General features: G+C 75.0%; 18 protein-coding genes. 17 read left to right on the top strand and 1 reads right to left on the bottom strand.

All coding sequences use genetic code 11. The features are described 5' to 3' along the window. Nucleotides 1-21 precede the first annotated feature (21 nt). The 4 genes from OG332_RS24195 to OG332_RS24180 all read left to right on the top strand — a co-directional run bounded on the left by OG332_RS24195 (nucleotide 22) and on the right by OG332_RS24180 (nucleotide 2,406). Nucleotides 22-429 carry a hypothetical protein gene (locus OG332_RS24195; RefSeq protein ID WP_327415442.1) on the top strand — a complete coding sequence of 136 codons (408 nt, stop codon included), beginning with the start codon at nucleotides 22-24 and terminating at the stop codon, nucleotides 427-429. Then, nucleotides 429-1,874: a hypothetical protein gene (locus tag OG332_RS24190; protein WP_327415441.1), complete on the top strand. Its 1,446-nt coding sequence runs from the start codon at nucleotides 429-431 to the stop codon at nucleotides 1,872-1,874. The genes OG332_RS24195 and OG332_RS24190 overlap by 1 nt, the downstream gene beginning before the upstream one ends. 89 nt (nucleotides 1,875-1,963) lie before the next feature. After that, nucleotides 1,964-2,146: a hypothetical protein gene (locus OG332_RS24185; RefSeq protein ID WP_327415440.1), complete on the top strand. Its 183-nt coding sequence runs from the start codon at nucleotides 1,964-1,966 to the stop codon at nucleotides 2,144-2,146. Nucleotides 2,147-2,253: 107 nt separating this feature from the next. Next, complete coding sequence (locus OG332_RS24180; protein ID WP_327415439.1) at nucleotides 2,254-2,406, top strand: hypothetical protein; 153 nt, start codon at nucleotides 2,254-2,256, stop codon at nucleotides 2,404-2,406. Between the two features lie 70 nt (nucleotides 2,407-2,476). Here the strand turns inward: OG332_RS24180 and OG332_RS24175 are convergent, their stop codons facing one another. Further along, entirely contained in the window at nucleotides 2,477-2,989 is a 513-nt protein-coding gene (locus tag OG332_RS24175; protein ID WP_327415438.1) for a hypothetical protein, read from the bottom strand. Between the two features lie 150 nt (nucleotides 2,990-3,139). Here OG332_RS24175 and OG332_RS24170 point away from each other — a divergent pair, with 150 nt between their 5' ends. From OG332_RS24170 to OG332_RS24110, 13 genes are all read left to right on the top strand, one after another. Beyond that, complete coding sequence (locus tag OG332_RS24170; RefSeq protein WP_327415437.1) at nucleotides 3,140-5,794, top strand: hypothetical protein; 2,655 nt, start codon at nucleotides 3,140-3,142, stop codon at nucleotides 5,792-5,794. A 203-nt stretch (nucleotides 5,795-5,997) separates the two neighbouring features. Continuing rightward, nucleotides 5,998-7,176 carry a hypothetical protein gene (locus OG332_RS24165; protein WP_327415436.1) on the top strand — a complete coding sequence of 393 codons (1,179 nt, stop codon included), beginning with the start codon at nucleotides 5,998-6,000 and terminating at the stop codon, nucleotides 7,174-7,176. Nucleotides 7,177-7,481: 305 nt separating this feature from the next. Continuing rightward, nucleotides 7,482-8,225 (top strand): hypothetical protein, encoded by a 744-nt coding sequence (locus tag OG332_RS24160; protein ID WP_327415435.1) that lies wholly within the window; start codon nucleotides 7,482-7,484, stop codon nucleotides 8,223-8,225. A 66-nt stretch (nucleotides 8,226-8,291) separates the two neighbouring features. Beyond that, nucleotides 8,292-8,648, top strand: a complete 357-nt coding sequence (locus tag OG332_RS24155) for a hypothetical protein (RefSeq protein WP_327415434.1) — start codon at nucleotides 8,292-8,294, stop codon at nucleotides 8,646-8,648. 70 nt (nucleotides 8,649-8,718) lie between these two features. Continuing rightward, nucleotides 8,719-9,279 carry a hypothetical protein gene (locus tag OG332_RS24150; protein WP_327415433.1) on the top strand — a complete coding sequence of 187 codons (561 nt, stop codon included), beginning with the start codon at nucleotides 8,719-8,721 and terminating at the stop codon, nucleotides 9,277-9,279. A gap of 43 nt (nucleotides 9,280-9,322) precedes the next feature. Further along, nucleotides 9,323-9,505, top strand: a complete 183-nt coding sequence (locus OG332_RS24145; RefSeq protein WP_327415432.1) for a hypothetical protein — start codon at nucleotides 9,323-9,325, stop codon at nucleotides 9,503-9,505. 137 nt (nucleotides 9,506-9,642) lie between these two features. After that, entirely contained in the window at nucleotides 9,643-11,073 is a 1,431-nt protein-coding gene (locus OG332_RS24140) for an LPD29 domain-containing protein (RefSeq protein ID WP_327415431.1), read from the top strand. A 122-nt stretch (nucleotides 11,074-11,195) separates the two neighbouring features. Continuing rightward, nucleotides 11,196-13,910: a DUF6884 domain-containing protein gene (locus OG332_RS24135; RefSeq protein WP_327419356.1), complete on the top strand. Its 2,715-nt coding sequence runs from the start codon at nucleotides 11,196-11,198 to the stop codon at nucleotides 13,908-13,910. After that, nucleotides 13,850-14,359, top strand: a complete 510-nt coding sequence (locus OG332_RS24130) for a hypothetical protein (protein WP_327415430.1) — start codon at nucleotides 13,850-13,852, stop codon at nucleotides 14,357-14,359. Before OG332_RS24135 ends, OG332_RS24130 begins: the two co-directional genes overlap by 61 nt. 74 nt (nucleotides 14,360-14,433) lie before the next feature. Next, nucleotides 14,434-15,141 carry a hypothetical protein gene (locus OG332_RS24125; protein WP_327415429.1) on the top strand — a complete coding sequence of 236 codons (708 nt, stop codon included), beginning with the start codon at nucleotides 14,434-14,436 and terminating at the stop codon, nucleotides 15,139-15,141. 139 nt (nucleotides 15,142-15,280) lie between these two features. Then, nucleotides 15,281-15,817 carry a hypothetical protein gene (locus tag OG332_RS24120; protein ID WP_327415428.1) on the top strand — a complete coding sequence of 179 codons (537 nt, stop codon included), beginning with the start codon at nucleotides 15,281-15,283 and terminating at the stop codon, nucleotides 15,815-15,817. Nucleotides 15,818-15,891: 74 nt separating this feature from the next. Then, the gene (locus OG332_RS24115) at nucleotides 15,892-16,626 is read left to right on the top strand and encodes a mucin-2 (protein WP_327415427.1); all 735 of its coding nucleotides are present in this window, start codon (nucleotides 15,892-15,894) and stop codon (nucleotides 16,624-16,626) included. A 97-nt stretch (nucleotides 16,627-16,723) separates the two neighbouring features. After that, the gene (locus OG332_RS24110) at nucleotides 16,724-17,659 is read left to right on the top strand and encodes a DUF3560 domain-containing protein (protein ID WP_327415426.1); all 936 of its coding nucleotides are present in this window, start codon (nucleotides 16,724-16,726) and stop codon (nucleotides 17,657-17,659) included. The last annotated feature ends 83 nt before the right edge of the window (nucleotides 17,660-17,742 follow it).

Below are 17,742 nucleotides of genomic sequence, written 5' to 3'. Positions count from 1 at the left end.
CACCCCTGAACGGAAAGCAGCATGAGCAGCAGCCTGATCCCCGCGTTCGGCGCCGCCGGCCTCGCCCTCGGCCTGACCGGCATCCTCATCTTCGGCACGTCCACCGGCGGCAAGGTCAAGCCCCTCGGCTGGTGGTGGACCCTCATCCTGGCCATGGTCGCCGGGGCCGCATACAAGGCCGCCGGGACGCCCTTCGACCTCGTGTCCAGCCTCGTCAACGACGGACTCGGCCTGTTCGGCGACGTCGTCCCCGGCACCACCATGGCGGGCATCGCCCTGTTCCTCACCGGCGTGATCCTCTACAAGAAGCTCACGACCCGGCAGGTGGCCGTCATCGGCATCATCTTCTGGTACGTCGCGTCCGGCGCGGGCGGGGGCTACTCCCTCCTCGCCGAGAAGATCGACACGATCATGCAGAGCTTCGCCTGATGGGCGCGCACCTGTTCGTCGTCCCCGACCCCGAGCCGGACGAGGCTCCGGGGCCGGGGGACCGGCCTGTCCTGGTCCCGGCCCCCGTCATCGGGCCGCGCACGGCGCCCGACCACGGCGCCGCCCCCGCCCCTCCCATCGACTTCCCCGCCGAACCCGCAGCTCCCGAGCCTGCCGACCCCGACGAGGACGACGACCAGGACCACGACGTCACCGGCGAGGAGCCGGGGGAGTGGGACGTCGAGGACCAGGACCCGCAGGACGTCGAGGACGACGCGGGGGAGTACGACGACGAGGCGCCGGCGAGGCGGGCCATGACCGTCCCGGACCTCCGCCCGTACGTCGACCCGCGCCCGCTCCGCGAGCTCGGCCCCCTCGCCGTCGAGGCCGGGAAGGTCGCCGGCCCCCCGCTGCTCCGCGCGACCGTCCGCCTGCTGCGCGACCTCGGCCAGATGCTCGCCTGGTACGGCCGCGGCCTCCGCGTGCTCCTGGTCCTCCTCGCCGGGTGGCTGTCCGGGAAGTACGGCAAGCACGGCAGCCTGGCGGCCCGCTTCGGCGTCGTCGCCTTCCTCGTGTACGCCGTCGCCAAGCTGTCCACCCAGTACGCCTACGCCCCCTGGATCGCCTTCGCCGTCGCGCTCGCCGCGACCGTCATGGCGGCCACGGGCGCGATCGAGATTCCCCCGAGCAAACCCACGAAGAAGGAGGCCGGGAAGGGCAAGGCCGCGAAGGGCAAGGGCGACCAGGCCCCCGCGAAGGGCAAGACCGCCCCGGCCGAGGACTCCCCGGAGGACGCCTACGAGGAGGCCGGCGAGGTGTCCAAGGAGGCCCCCGCCGAGGCTCCCCGCACGTCCTGGGCGACCCGCCTGTTCCGTCGCCCGGCACCCCCCGCCGAGACCCCCGCCGAGACCCCCGAAGGCACCCCCGACGAGGGCGAGGAGGAGGCCCCGGAAGAGTCCCCCGAGGACGTCGAGGAGGAGCCCCAGGCGGCCCCGCTGGAGGACCCCCTGACCGCTCTCCTGCGGACCGCGATCGGGGGCGAGAACGGGGTGCACCTGGAGGACCTGCGCCCCCTCATGCGGCAGGGCCTCCCCGGCCTCTCCCAGGCCACCGACAAGGAGCTGCGGGAGCACCTCCTCGCGGCCGGTTACGACCCCTCCCGTAAGTTCCGCGCGAGGGGGGTCGCCGGGCGGGCCGGAGTGCACCGCACAGACCTCCCTCCACTCCCCTCCCCAGAGGGGGCCCCAGGAGCGGCCGGTGACCACTCTCCGCCCACTCTCCACCCCTCCCGACCTGCGGACTCTCCGGGGAGCGGAGAGCAGCGGAGAGGGGCCGGAGAGGGGGCGGAGAGGTGGACGGCAGAGGAGATGGCGCGCGGGTTCCGGTCCGTCCCGGACCCCGAGCGGGGGCCGTCCGCGTCGAGGATCGAGCACTGGCGCGGCTGACTCAGGGTGTCCGGATGTGGACGGGGTGTAGCAGTGGATCACGGAGGTGGGTCATAGTGGGGGTGATCGGATTCAACGGAGGGACGGCCATGAGCCACGACCAGCACGCTCACCCGGCGCGCTGCTGCTGCTGCGCCCACGCTGCGCCGCAGCCCGAGGAGCGCGAGCCGTTCCGCCTGGCCGACCTCGCCGACATCCCCCGGAACCAGTGGATCGGCGGGGGGATCATGTTCCTCGTGATCGCCGTCCTGATCCTGTTCCGCCACGGGTAGACCCCGCCGTCCCGGGAGCCGCGCACGGTCCGCTGTGCGCGGCTCTCGCGCGTCCGGGGTCGGGTACGCTCCCGGCCCCCACGGTGGGTGGCAGAGAGGTGGACGGCATGGCAGGGACGACGGCTTTCGTGTGGGTGCTCCTCGGCGGGTGTGGGGTCGCGGTCGTCGCCCTCGTCGCGCGAGCAAAGGTGGACATCGCCCGGATCACCGCCCAGGGCGCGGCCCAGAGCGCGGCCCCGGACAAGCCGCGACGGAGCTGACTCCGGGGACGTCGAAGGGGCCGCGCACTCCCCGGTGCGCGGCCCCTCGTGGCTCCTCCCCCGCTGGTCCTCAGCCCCGGATGAGCGGGGCGCCGGCCGCCTTGACGATCCTGCCGACGTGGTTGCGGTCGTACGGCACGTGCTCCGCGATCACCCCGGGGCCCAGGGTCCGCGCGGCGTAGATCCGGGCGATCGCCTCGTGGAGCGGCTTGCGCGCGTCCTCGACCTTGCCCTCCGCCTTCCGGAACGCGGCCGTCAGCTTGTCCAGCTCGGCCAGGGCGGCGGCCTGGGTGGCGTCGTTGTACTCCGGGGCCGGCGCAGCGTTCGGCCCGCGCAGCGGGGGCACGCCTGCCGCCTTGCCGAGTCGGCCGACGTGGTTGCGGTCGTAGGGGGTGTGGTCCGCGAGCAGGCCGGGAGGTGCGCTGCGCGCGTGGAGGTGCCTGACGATCGCCTCGTGCACGGGCGTGCGCGCCTTTTCCAGGTCGTCCTCAGCCTTGCGGAACGCGGCCGTCAGCCGGTCCAGCTCGGCCACTGCGGCTTTCGCTGCCGCCTCGTCTGTGGGTGCGGGGTCGTGGGTCGCCATGCCCGCAGTGTGCCACATCAGGTTGCAACGCGGTACCGCTAGCGCGTGTCGCGCACCCCATCGTGTTGCAACTTGACATCGCAACATGGTGGTGCAACCCTATGGGTGTTGGACGGGTGGACAGCCCACCCCCGCACCGAGGAGGACCCCATGGCCCAGACGCTCGACCAGATCGCAGCCGGCATGACCCCCCGCATGACCGAGGCCCTGACCTTCTGGGGTGACCGCAACCCGCACGGCAGCACGGCCCGCATGAACCTGGGCAGGGGCGGCGGCACCCTGGGAGCCATCCACCGCCGCGGCCTGATCGGCGAGGGCCGCGACGAGCGGGGCCACGGCGGCTACTACCTGACCCCGCTCGGCTGGGCCCTTTACACCCACCTCACCGGCAAGCCGCGCCCCGCCGACCCCGGCCGCCTCGCCCTGGACGAAGCGCTCGCCGAGGCGTACGCCCCCGACACCGACGAGGCGCCGGCCGCCGCCCAGCACTACCGGCGCACCGAGAACGGCACGACCACGTACCTGACCCTGGCCGAGGGCGCGGCGGAGATCGCCCGACTCCGGCAGGCATACGCTCAGGGCGAGATCCCGGAGCTGTTCTCCGGGGCCACCGGCGCCACCTACACCAACCGCGACGGCCTGCGAATCCACCTGCGCCTGATGGACGGCCCGGCACCCGCTCCGGCCGCGCCCCGCTACCTCGCGGACTACGTGACCACCCTGGACGGCGAGCAGCGCGTCCAGCGCATCACGGTGACCGAGGAGGGCCAGACCACTCCGGTCCTGGACGAGGAGATGCCCTACGACCCGGAGCGCAACGCCGCCCGCGCGCTGGAGGCCCTGGGCTGGACGATCACCGGCATGGAGACGTACGGCGGCCCGTGCCTGTTCCGCGCCTGGGTCGAGCCCTCGCCCGTCCGTGACACCACGCTCCTGCTGCCGGACCAGGCGCGCGGCATCGTGAACCAGGTCCACACCACGGCCCAGGACTTCCAGACCGCCGAGGACCCGTCCGGCGCGCTCCTGGGGTACACCTTCCGCGCCGAGTCCCACGGCCGCACCCGGTACGGGTTCATCACCCTGGCCCGGACGTTCTCCATGGCCCTGGAGCCCACCCGGGAGGACGCCGCCGCCATGCTGCCGACCGCCGTCCTGTCCGACGAGCGGCAGGCGCAGCGCCCCTCCCCCGCCGTCCAGCGCGCCGCCGCCCTCGCCGCCCAGCGGGAGAAGACCACCGCCGACCGCGCCACCTACCGCGCGACCATGGACGACCGCAGCGCCGCCGAGGCGCACCGCCACGGCGCTCCCCTGCCCCCGGCGACCGTCGAGCGCATCGCGGAGCGCATGGCCGAGCCCGGACAGCCCGGCCCGTTCAAGCCCGGCGACCTGATCGTGTGCGCGGACGGCAAGACCCGCACGGTCGACGCCATGGCCCCGGAGTTCGCCGGCGAACCCCTGCGGGTGATCGTGGAGGGCGGCGCCCAGTGGATCGCCGCCGACTGCGAGCACGCCCGGGAACTGGAGCTGCACGCCCCCCAGGGCTACAAGGGCCCCCAGGCCCTGTGTGGCTACGCCGACCACCTGGCCCCGGCCCGCGCCGACGGCACCATGGACGTCCACGAGCGCACCCCCGGCACCATGGGCCACTGCCCCGGCAGCCTCCTGACCCCCCGCGCGCACCGCGAGGAGCTGACCCGCCGCCACACCACCGCGTTCAGCTACAACCCGCCGCGCCCGGACTTCCTCGCCGCCACGGCCAAGCCCGGCGACGTCGTGGAGCTGGACGGCGAGACGTTCACCGTGACGGACTGCCAGGCAGCGGAGAACCGGCACTTCGTGAACCTGGTCCTGGACGGCGCCGCCTACCCGGTCCAGTTCACGACGGAGGACCGCATCACCTACCGGCACCGCGTGCGCCGCCACGATGTCCGCTGCCAGGAGTGCGGGGTGTACGCGGTCGAGTCCAGCGACGAGGCAGCGGACGGCGTCCCGTTCCAGCGCCTGTGTGGGGTGTGCGACCACCCGGACGCCCTGAACCCCGATCACCGCGCCGCCGTCCTGGAGGAGGCCGTCGCCCGCCTCACCGCCCGCGCCGCGTACGCCTCCTCCGCCGTGTTCCAGCCCGTGGGCGCCGTCGACCAGGACCGGCCGGTCGGCTGGACGTTCCGCACCGGCTACGGCCCCCAGTCCGCTTACGGGTGGGTGACCGCCCACGGGCGCCTGATCTCCCAGGTGGGCACGGAGTATCGGTGGCAGTCCGAGCGCGCCGTCCTGGACCACCACGAGGCCGGCACCCTCGCCCCCACGAGCCACGACCTGATGCCCGCGCTCGCCGCCCGCCCGGTCGCCGAGATCCGCCGCGGCCTCGCCGCCCTGCGCGAGAGCGACAGCACCCCGCACGAGAACGCCCCGGCCCGGCGGGTCCTGGAGGGCACGATCGTCCAGCACGACGGCGCCACGGAGGGATGCGTGCCCCGCGACGCCGAGCACCCGGACGTCCTGGCCGCGCGCCGCGCGCTCGCCGGCCTCGCCGCCGCCCGCATGACCGACCACCACGACGTCAGCGAGCCGACCGAGCAGGAGCGCAACGTGCGCGGATACATGGTCAACCCGCGCGGACAGGGCCGGGTCGCGATCTACTGGCTGGAGGGCGGGGAGATCATCCGCCGTGACACGCCGCTGCACGGCGCCGCCCTGGACTGCCTGGAGGATCGGATGCGCCGGTCCGGGTGGGAGACGGAGCGCATGGGCCGGTCGGCACAGTGCCTGTTCGCCCACGTGCCGGACGCGCAGCGCCAGGGGTGACACCCCGGCCCCGGTAGCCGCACAGGACGCCCCGCCTCGCGAGAGGGCCGGGGCGTCCGGTCGTTGCGGCCGGCGCCCTCATGACCCGCAGGGGTGAAGCTGGTCCACGGACTCCCTTGCACCTTGACATTGCAACTTCATGTTGCAACACTATGGGTATCGGGACGGACGAACGGACCGCCCCACAAACCCCGGAGGACACCATGAACGCCACCACCACCGCCACCGCCCAGTACGCCCCGGCCCAGGTCGGCAAGGGCCGGACCGCCCACAAGACGGACGCCGAGGCGTTCAGCACCGACACCCTGTGCGAGCGCACGGTGTCCCGGGTCCTGACCCCCGCCGAGGCCGCCAAGATGAAGGACTGCGTCGCCTGCAACCGGATCGCCGAGGAGCGCGCCGCCGCCCCCGCCGAGCAGGTCGAGGAGACCCCCGCCGCCGAGGTCGAGGAGACCGAGGCGCCGGCCGTCGAGGACGCGCCCGCCGCCCCGGCCGCCGACGTCGAGGACGCCCCGCAGGTGGACGACATCGAGCCCGCCGCCGCCGAGCTGGTCCAGGACGAGGAGCCCGCCCAGGTGGAGGACGCCCCGGAGGTGGACGACGTCGAGCCCGCCCCGGCCGCGCTGGTCCAGGTGACCGCGTACACCGCCGCCGTGGAGGTGCTGCACGCCAACGGCAAGGACAACGACGAGCGGGTCCTGACCCTGGACGCGGACGCCGTGGTGGAGACCGTGGCCAAGATGCGCCGGATGCCCCGCTGGAACGCGGCCGAGGAGCGGTTCACGGTGAACAAGGTGGCCGTGATCGTCGCCCGCGACGCCCAGGGTGAGCGGGTGTGGGTGCGCGGAGAGGCCGCCCCGATCCGGGTGGACTTCACCGGCACCCCGGTCCAGGAGGACGCGCCCGCCGAGGCCGGCGCCGTGGACATGGCCGCCGTCCTGGCCGCCACGCGGGTCCTGCGCCGCCGCGCGGAGGTGCGCCGGGTGATCGACAACCGGGACGCCGCCCGCGCGATGAGCACCCCGGCCCCGGCCCCGGCCCCGGTCGAGGAGCCCGCCCCGGCCCCCGTGGTCGAGGAGGCCCCGGCCGCCGCGCCGGTGATCGAGGAGGCCCCGGCCCCGATGGTCGAGGAGACCGAGGCGCCGGCCGCCGCCCCGGAGTGGCGCACGCTCAAGGGCATGGATGCCCCGTTCCTCCTGTACGGCGAGGACACCGGCGAGGAGTTCCGCCCCGCCAACGACCGCAAGCAGTGCACCGGGGAGCCCCTGCTGATCACCCGGACCTGGATGAGCAGCGGCACCCGGTACGCCGAGGACGCGACCGGCCGGAAGTGCCACCTGTGGGGCGCGGCCACGAAGTACTGGGTGACCCCGGCCGCCTGAGTGCCCGCCGCACGACCCGCCACGGACGCCCCGCCCCCGCCCAGGGGGACCGGGGCGTCCGGCCGTTCAGGGGTGTTCAGCGCTGGACGGCCGCGCCGCTGAACATCCCTGGTCAGGGGGTGTTCAGAGGTGTTCAGCGGCCCCGCTGAACAGCGCTGAACACGTCGCCGGCCCCGGCCCGGATGACCCGCCCGGGTGAAAGGACCACGCACCCCCCCTTTGCAACTTGACGTTGCATCCTCGTGTTGCAACACTATGGGTATCGGGAAGGGCGAGGGGCCTGGACCAGACGGAAGGACGACGCGATGACCACCACCGTTAAGACCGCGCAGATGATGGCCCGCCTCGCCGACGCCGAGACCGCCGCAAAGGTCGCCGGCCGCGAGGAGACCCGCACCGCCACCCGCGCCACCCGCGCCGCCGCCCGCCTGACCGACGCCCGCACCGCCCTGGCCACCGCCCGCCGGGAGCTGCGCACCGCCACCCGCACCGGCAAGGGCCAGGCCGCCGCCGCCCGCCGCGTGGAGCGACTGACCGAGAAGGTCGCCACCCTGGCCGCCGCCGCGAAGGACGCCCGCGCGGAGGCCACCGCCGCCCGCCGCGCCGCCCGCACCGCCGACCGCCGCCTGGACCGCCTCGCCGGCCGCGCCGCCCGCAGCGCCGCCCGCACCGTCGGGGAGATCGCGGAGCGCCTGGGCCGCACCGCCCTGGCCCCGGCCGCGACCGCCGACCAGATCCTCCCCGCCGAGGAGCTGCCCGCCGTCGAGGAGATCGAGGAGCACGGCGACCGGTTCGCGGAGCTGGACGCGAAGGCCAAGCAGTACGCGAAGGCCGCCGAGGTCGAGAAGAAGTGGCTGCGACAGCTCCCGGTCGGGACCTTCGGCCGCGTGACTGTGGCCCGGGTGCCCGGCGGCAGCGTCCTGGACGGCGACCAGGTCGCCCTGGACTACGCGGACCAGGGCCTGATCCCGCCGCGTAAGGCCCGGAAGGACACGTTCAAGGCCGCTGTGACCGCCGCCCCGGTGCTGGTCCTCGCCCCCGCCGCCTGACCCACCCCGCCCGGCCGGGCCCCCCACCGGGGCCCGGCCCCCCACCCCCCGAGAGGAAGCACCGCCATGGACACCCAGACCTTCACCTTCCCGTCCGGCACCGCCGTGGAGCTGCCCCAGGGCATGACCACCTGCCAGACCCCGGAGGCCGTCACCTACGACTGCGCCCGCGTGGTGCCGGTGGGCCGCACCGCCGCCGGACGCCCCGTGGTGACCGCGTTCTCCTGCGCCGCCTACGCCCGCGCCGCCTCCGTCCTGGACCAGCGCAAGGAGGTGGCCGAGCGGGAGCGCTACGTCCAGCTCGCGGCGAGCAAGGGCCGGCGAACGGACCGGCTGGAGAGCTACCGCGACCACCACCGCCGGGTCCTTGACCGCGCCCTCGCGGAGTACGTGAGCGACCCGGCCCCCTGCACCTGCCCCTGACCCACCCCCGCCCGGCCGGGCGCCCCCTCGCGCCCGGCCCCCCGCACCCCGAGGAACGGAGACACCCGCCATGTCGCACCTGCCCCGCACGATCCCGGCCGCCGCGCTGGAGCCCCTCGCCGCCGCCCTGGCCGCTGCCGGTCTGGAGCTGGGCCCGATCAAGCCCGGTACCCGGGTCACCCGCACCGTCCAGCACGCGGGAGCCTGCTGGGAGCTGACCTACCTCGGCACCCGCTACGGGTGGCGCCTCACCGGTCCCGGCGCGGAGCACGGCGTCGGCGTGCTGGACGGCGAGGAAGCCGCGGAGCGCATCACCGCCCCGCCGGCCGTCGAGCCCCCGGCCCGCACGGTCCACGTGCGCATCGGCACCCACCGCACGGCCTACCACCCGGACTCCGCCTGCCCGGCCCTGAACGGCAAGCCCGAGACGTACCGGGGCCAGGAGGTCATGCCCGAGCACCAGGCCCAGGCGCGCGGCCTGGAGCTGTGCGGCCAGTGCGACGCCCTCCTGACCACCGTCCCCCAGACGTACGCCGGAGTGCCGGTGCCGGCGCTCGTGCGCGGGGCCTGGACCACCCCGCTCGGGGACGGGTGGCGCCTGGGCGTCCGCTCGACCCTCGCCGCCTCCTGACCGCCCCTCACCCGCCCCCGCACCACCACCGAGAGGACCCACCATGGTTGCCGCCCTGTACTCCGTGAGCGCCGTCCGGATCGAGAACGGCGAGCGCGCCGCCCTGCTGCGCTTCGACACCACCGCCGACCTGCTGGACGTGCCGGAGCTGCTGGCCGCGTACGCCGCCGACTACGCGGAGCAGGACGACGTCCTCGTGGACGTGTCCGCCGCCCCCGCCGCCTGACCGGCCCCGGGCCGGGCGTCCCCTCCGCCCGGTCCGCCCGACACGCACCCTCATGTAGCAACTTGACGTTGCAACATGAGGGTGCAACTATGTGTGTGGAGGGAGGCACCGAGCCCCCCGGAACGAGGAGCAGCGCCATGACGCAGTACATCGACGCCCGTTACGTGTCGGCCGAGCTCAAGCGCCGACTGACCGCCGAGTTCCCCGGCGCGAAGTTCTCCGTCCGCCGGGGCAAGGGCACCGGCTCCGCGAGCATTGACGTGACCTGGACCGACGGCCCGACCGACACCGACGTCGCCGCCATCGCCCGCCCCATGCAGGGGTCCTCCTGGAACGGCTACGAGGAGCGTTACGAGAGCACCGGCAACGAGGTCACCGTCACGATCGACGGCGAGCGCGTCACCGGGAAGCCCGTGGTGGACCACATCAGCCTCCACCACGAGGTGTCCGACGAGGTGCGCGCCGAGGCCCTGGCCCTGTGGAAGACCGCCAACGGCGAGGACACCGACACCCAGGCCACGAACGGCGGCTTCACCTGCGAAGGGGAGTTCATCGGAGGGTCCTGGGGCGTGAACCAGGTGCTGGACATCGCCCGGAAGGTCGTCCTGCCGCGCCGCTGGAAGGCCGCCCAGGAGGCCGCGGCCGTCGCCGCGCCGGAGCCGACCGCACCGGCCGAGCCCGCCCCGGCCGCCCTGTTCGGCCCCGGCATCGACGTCACGCACACCGAGGGGGAGGGCGTCGTCGCGCGCGGCACCCGCCGGGGCGACGGGTCCGCGCCCGTACTGCGCGAGCAGGGCCTGAAGTGGCACCGGAAGGAGGGTTACTGGTACCTCCCCGGCACCCGGGGCGCGGCCGGCGCCTCGCGCCTGGAGGACGTCCGCGCCGCACTGCGCGCCGCCGGACTGTTCCCCGCCCCGACGGGGGTCCTCGAGGCGGCACCCGCCGCCGACCCGGGCGAGGAGGCCCCGGCCGCCCCGGAGGTCGCCGACGACCAGCCGACCGAGACCGCGACCGAGGAGCCGCGCGGCCTGGAGTGCGGCGCCCACCGGGTGAGGAACACCGGCGAGGGCATCGACGGGCCGGACACCGCGTACGCGTTCCTGTGCCTGACGTGCGACCAGCGGGCCCGCCTCGTGGAGTTCGAGGCCCTGCGGTGCACCGACAAGGCGGAGGACGCCTACCTCCTGACGGTGGCCGCCCGCCTGCTGGACGACGTCGGCCTCCGGGACGCGGACGTGTTCCACATCGTGTGCAACCTCGGAGACTGGGCCCCGCTGCAGAGCCGCGCGGAGGCGACGAGGTTCCTGGCCGCGCAGCTCCAGACGGGGGCCGCGCACCACTGGTACGAGGGAGAGCTGAGGCTGTCCCGGGGCGGGAAGACGGCCGCCTACATCAAGCCCGCCCCCGCGCCGCAGCCCTGCGACCAGCGGGCGCCGGAGACATACCGGGGCGTGCCGGTGCCGGCGCACGTGGCCGCCGCGTGGGGCGAGCAGTCCACCGGCGCCGCGTGGCGTGAGGGAGTGGACGCCGCCCTGACGTTCGCGGTCCTGGCCCAGGCCGGGAGCTGACACCCCCGACACTCCGACGCACCACGTTGCAACTTGACGTTGCAACGTGGTGTCGTCATTATGTGGGTGTGAGGACGCCCCCCGCGCCCCACCCCACCAGCGAAGGAGCCCCCGTGGCACTGATGACCGCCCCCCGCACCCCGGCCGTCGCCGTCGCCCGCGAGCTGCGCCACCTCGGCCTGACCCAGGGCGCCGGGAAGGACTTCCGAGTCGCCGGCCACTACGCCAACGGCGAGCGCACGCACACCTACGTACTGCTGCTCACCCGCCACGCGAACGAGGTGGTGGCCGCGAACGCGGACCTGATCGAGGAGCGCACCGCCGAGGGTCCGTTCCCCTTCCGGGTGTCGGTCCGGTACTTCGGCACCGACCGCCCGACGGCGAGCGTCGCCAACGCCGGTGACCGCGTCCGGGAGACCCCGGCCACCGCTGAGGAGCCCGCCCCGGTCGTCGAGGAGGAGCCCGCCGAGGAGGCCGAGCTGTGGGACGGCGTGGACGGCATCGTGATGCGCCCCGGCGTCCTGGTGCCCGGGGTGCACGTCGAGTGCCTGCCGGAGCACCGGCCCGGCCCGCGCACCCGCTACGCCCACGGGGGCGTGGTCCAGTCCGTGGGCACGACGTGCGTCCGGTGGCGCCCGTACGGCTACGACCGCGACGTCCGCACCCCCCTGGAGCACATGCGCGTGGACGCCTGCGCCCACCTGAACATGCGCGAGGACGTGAAGCGGAACATCGCCGCCCTGAACGCCGACCGCCCGCTGCCGCGCCACCCGGAGTGGGTCTACTGGAACCTCGCGCAGCACGTCGAGCACGCCGCCGCCCTGGCCGCCGAGGAGCCGACCGAGGCCCCGGCCGTCGAGGACGCCCTGGCCGCTCCCGGCCCCGTGGTGGTCATCCCCTGCGGCGCGGCCAAGCTGGACCGCCCCGCCCCGGCCGGGCAGCTCTACACCGGCAGCTATCACCGGGCCTGCGCCCGCGCCGCCGCCGCCCTGACCGCCGACGGCGGGACGGTCCTGGTCCTGTCCGCCCTGTACGGGCTCACGCCCCTTGACCGAGTGATCGACCCCTACGACCTGCGCATGGGCGAGGCCGGGAGCATCACCCCCGAGCAGCTCCGCGAGCAGGCGCGCACCCTCGGCCTGGACCAGGCCGCCGAGGTCGTCATCCTGGCCGGAGCCACCTACACCGCCGCCGCCCTGGAGGTCTGGCCGCACGCCTCCACGCCCCTGGCCGGTCTGGGAGGCATGGGCTACCAACTCCAGCACCTCGCCGCCGTCGCGGCCGGCGACCGCCTGCCCGCGCCTGCCGCCCCCGCACCCCTCCCGGTGAGCGAGACCCCCCGGGAGGAGCTGCCGACCCCGCACGCCCCCGCCGAGCAGCTCCAGATCCCGGCCCCGGCCGTCGACTACCGGGAGCAGCACCGGCAGGAGCAGCAGGCGAAGGGCCTGGGGTGGTCCACCCGGCACGCGGACGCCGTCCGGTGGGCCGCGGCCGGTGAGCTGCTGCGCGCCGAGGACGGCAGCGCGCGCCGCGTGGCCCCCGGCAGGTCCGGCCGCCGGGTGGCCGCGGCCCTCCTGCCCCCGCTGGTCGCGGCCGGGTTCCTCGCCGACGTCGAGCGGGACGGGGTGACCCGCGTCGAGCCGACCGAGGACGGCCGCCGCGCGCTGCTGGTGTGGGACCTCCACCGGCCGGAGCCCGTCGAGCGGGCGCGCAAGAAGGAGGGCCTGCCGCTGCGCCCCCTCCTGGGAGGGCGGGAGGCCGCGCGCCGGTCGGCAGCGTTCCGGGCCGACGAGGAGCGGCGCGCGGTCGAGCGGGAGCGCTGGTACGCGGAGTTCGAGCAGCGGCAGGCGGCCGAGGCGTGGGAGGACCGGTTGTGGGACGCGTGGGCGCGGGTCGCCGGCATCACGTACCGCCTCGGCCGCAAGCGCCCCCAGGGGTGGGCCCCGACGGACGAGGAGGTCCGCCTCCACGGCCTGGACGCGGAGGTCGTCGCCGCGCTGCGCGCCGAGGCGCCGGCCGCCGTCGAGGAGGAGCACCCGGCCGACGGGGAGCGGCCCCGGAGCCACCCCGACACGCCCCACGCCTCGCCCCGTTGCAACTTGACGTTGCAACACGAGAGTGCAAGTATCGGGGTGTCAGGGAGGGCAGACAGCCCGACCAGGAAGGGGAACGGTCATGAGCCGCACGATCCGGATTACCTGCACCGAGGACGCCGTCGCGGAGATCGCCGCACTGACGACCCGCGTGATCGCGGAGGGCGAGCACCCGGGCCACGACCTGGAGACGGTCGGCCGGATCATCACCTCGGACGAGGTCCTGGACACCATCCGGACCGCGTACAACCGGCGGACCGGCAACGGCGAGACCCCGAAGGACGCCGTGATCGCCGTGGGACAGAGCCTGATCGCCCACTACTGCAACTCGGCCGGCATCCCGACCGCCGAGGCCGCGCCCGCCGACCCGGAGGCGACCACCGCCGACCCGAACGGCGTCCCGCACCGCACGCACGGCACGTGCGCCGCCACGTGGCGCCGGGTGCCCGTCAGCCGGATGCGCCCGGAGCTGGGCACCACCAGCGAGTTCGGGCACCGCGCGTGCGGCGAGCCCGCCACCGTCGACGACTTCGTCAAGGTCGCCCAGGCCACCTACTACCGCCCGGTCTACGCCTGCCCGGCCCACGCCCGCAGCTGACCGCCCCCGGGCCCCGCCGCTCCCCCACCGGGGAGGGCGACGGGGCCCGCCCCCCACCGCACCAGCACCCACCAGGAGGACCCCCGTGCGCACCGTCACCGCCCACACCCTGTCCCGCTTCACCGGCACCACCGCCACCGGCATGACGTTCCGCGACGTAACGGTTCTCCTGGTGCGCATGACCGCCGCCCAGGTCCAGGGCTGGAAGTGGCTCGGCGACGAGCGGATCGGCGAAGACCCCGTCCAGGGGTGGGAGGTCCGCGACACCACCGGCGCCCTCCTGGGCGTGGTCCTGCCGCTGGGCCACCGGGCGACCCGCCTGCACGCGGAGTTCTACGACCCGGAGGCCGGCGACTTCTTCCCGGCCGGGGAGACGAACGCCGCCGTCACCACCCAGGGCCTGGCCCTCGTGCTGGACGGCTACACCCGGCACGTCGACACCGTCCCGGCCGGGGAGGGCTTCGACCTGGACGAGCCCCGTTACGTGCCCCCGTGCTGGGTCGGCGCCTGCCCGGAGGACTGCGAACTGTGCGCCTGCGGCTGGTGGGAGCGGCAGGGCGCCCGGCCCCGCCGCCTCCAGCGCGCCAGGGGCTAACCTTCCCCGCCCTCCACGCCGGGCGCGCACCCCGCGCCCGGCCCCTCACCCACCGCACCGCCACAGGAGGACCCGTGTACCGAGAGACCATCCACCACGCCACCGGAGTCACCGAGGGCACCGCGAGCGAGGGGCACGCCACGATGCTCCTGACCACGGCCCTCCGCCGGGAGTACGCGGTCGAGTTCACCCCGGCCGGGGGCGCGCTCATCACGTGGACCCGCCGCCTGTTCGGCACCGGGGAGGGCAGCGTCGTCCGCGCGGAGCGGTCCATCAGCCTGGAGCCGGAGATGCCGGTCGGCAACCTGTCCGCGACGACCCGCCTGGACCTGGACCTGATCGCCGGGGACCGGCACGCCCGCTACGCGGAGAAGGACGGCCGCCGGGTGGTCACCGGCCTCACGTGGCAGATCCCCGCATTCACCACCGCACGGCTGCGGGCGCGGGGCCTGGTAGTCGAGGACGGGGACCGGCTCCGCCTGTCCCTGACGGCCCGCCTGGGGCTCCTGGCCCAGCTCCACCGCACCCGCACGACCGAGCCGAAAGGCTGGTACCGGCCGTCCGCCGGCGACCCTTACGGCGCTGCCGGGCTCAACCGCCCCGGCGGCCGGGCCGGGATGCTGCGGGACGGCACCAGCGCGGCCACCTGCGCGTGCGGCGCCCTGTCCGCGTGGGGCGGGGACCGCGACGAGGCCCGTCGGCTGACGCTCGCTCACCGGCGCGAGGTGGCCGCCGCGTTCATCGCCGAGCACCTCGCCCGCGTCGAGGCACCGGGCGCATGACCGGCTGACCCGGGCCCCCGCGCGACGTCCTCCGGAACGTCACCCGTGTGCCCACTGTTGCAACTTGACGTTGCAACACGAGGGTGCAAGTATCGAGACATGAGGGAGGGGCACAAAGCCCGCCCCGGAAGGGACTGCCATGACCACCACCACCGCCGCCCGCGACGCCGCTTCCCGAGCCCGCGCCCTGGCCTACGTGATCCTCAGCCGCGCCGCCCTCCACCCCGCCCAGGACGTCCTGATGCAGATGGTCGAGCACCTGGACACCGCCGCCGTCGCCTTCGAGACCGACCAGGCCCCCGTCATGGACGGAGTGACGGTCACCAACACCACCCCGATCGAGGCCGGGATGGCCCTCATGCAGTGCATGGCCCTGGCCGTCGACAACCCGCGCGCCGGCATCGCGGACCAGGTCTTCTACTACGTCACCGCCCCGATCAGCCGCCGCGCCGTGGAGCTGCCCCAGCTCAACCCCGTGAGCACCCAGCTCGCCCGCCAGGAGGGCCGCCTGCGGACCGCGATCGCCCTGGCCGCCCACGACCTGGACGCCAGCAGCCCCGCCGACGAGACCACCCGCATCGCGTACCTGGCCGTCCTGGTGGACCACCACCGCAACTTCGGCCGCGTGGCCGCCGCCGTCGAGGTGGACAACGCCCGCCCCTGCAACCGCCGCTGACCCACCCCCCACCGGGCCGCCCCACCCCGGGGCGGCCCGGCCCCGGCCCCACCACCACGAACGGAGCAGGACCAATGCGCAACTACGCCACCGCCCAGAACATCGGCGGACGCGACGAGCAGTGCGACGCCACCGCCGTCTACACCGCCCCCACCGGCGCCCGCGCGTACGTGCTGCTGGACGGCATCGGCTCAACCCCCTCCGTACGGGCCTGGACCCGGGAGACCGCCGCGCGCCTCGCCCGCACCGCCGCCCGACACGGCGACGCGGAGACCGGCCTGCGCGCCGTGCACACCCGCCTGCGCGCCGAACGGGAGGACGTCCACCCCTACTCCCGGCGGTACCTGCCGAAGGCCTGCGCCGTGGTGGCAGTCACCGCCCCCGGCAGCCCCCTCACCGTGGCCTGGTGCGGTGACCCCCGCGCGTACGTCCTGGTCCGGGGCACCGCCCGGCTCCTGACCAACGACCACAACCTCCGCCGCGTGTACCCGCCGTGCGACATGTACCCGGAGGGCGGCAGCCGCCACAGGGTGACCACCTGCCTCGGGTCCAGCGCCGACGACGCCCAGGTGGCCGCCGAGTACAGGCACCCCGCGATCGAGGCCGTGACCGTCCCGGCCGAGAACTGCCGCCTGCTGCTCGCCTCGGACGGCGCGTACGAGCCGATCGAGGACAACCGCGCCGACGTGGCGACGTACCTGGTCGGCGCCCCCCGGGAGGCAGCCCAGGACCTGGTGACCACCGCCGTGGCGTGGGCCGGTGACCGCCCGGACAACGCGACCGCCCTCGTGGCCGACCTGCGCCCCTGACCCCTTGTCCGGACAGTGTCCGGGCCTGTCCGCCCCGGCGGACGGACAGGCCCGGTCACCTGCCCGAGCACCCCAGCACCGACGAAAGGCGCCACCCATGGCAACCATCGTGATCAGCCACACCGCCCCCGACGGCACCCTCGTGGACGGCGACACCGAGAAGGGCGACGGCACCGGCGACATCCTCAAGCGGTACGGGTTCCGCTGGTTCCGCTCCCTCCGGCAGTACGGCATCCCCCAGTCCCGCGACCGCGCCCCGCGCGTCGTCGCCATGGAGGCCGCGGCCGACGAGCTGCGCGCCGCCGGGCACGAGGTGACCGTCGAGATCGACGGGGAGGTCCGCGACAACACCACGGTGCGCGCGGCCCAGCACGAGCGGCTGGAGGACCGCCGCGAGGCCCTGGGAGCGAAGCAGGAGAAGCTGACCCAGGAGGCCGAGGCCCTGCGCCGCCGCTCCGACGCCATGGTCGAGCACCTGCCGCTGGGACAGCCGGTCATGCCCGGCCCGCGCGGGCGAGCACACCGCAACCTGCTGGAGCGCTCGGTGGACACCTCGATCCGGTCGGCCCTGACCGCCCAGGAGGCCGAGCGGATGCCCGCCCGGATCGAGGGTTCCCGCCGCGCCGAGGCGTACAAGGAGCGCCCCGACGTCACCGCGCGCCGCGTCGACCGCCTGGAGACCGAGCTGCGCGCCCTGGACCGCCGCATGGCCGGACTGTCCGAGCACAACTCCCCCCGGCTGCTGCGCCAGTACCAGGGAGAGCGCGCCGTCCTGGTCGAGCGGATCGCCGGCGACCGCGCCGTCCTCGACGCCGCCCGGGAGGCCGGGACCTTCGGCCGGTACTCCAAGGACAACGTCCACCGCGACGACCAGGTGAAGATCCGGGGCCAGTGGCGCACGGTCGCCCGCGCCAACGGCAAGACCGTGAGCGTGACGACCGGCTACTCCTGGACGGACCGCTACGGCTGGGAAGAGGTCAGGGACCTCCGCTGCCAGCACGCCCCGGCCGCCGAGGACACCCCGGACAACTGACCGGACACCAGGGCGGACAGTGCCCGGACACTGTCCGCCCCGGTTGTCCAGGACAACCCCGAACAACCCGCCCCGGACACCCC

The organism is Streptomyces sp. NBC_01233 (assembly GCF_035989305.1).
Classification (GTDB): Bacteria; Actinomycetota; Actinomycetes; order Streptomycetales; family Streptomycetaceae; genus Streptomyces.
Note: the sequence above shows the minus strand (reverse complement) of the source record. Positions and strands in the feature narration are given on the sequence as shown.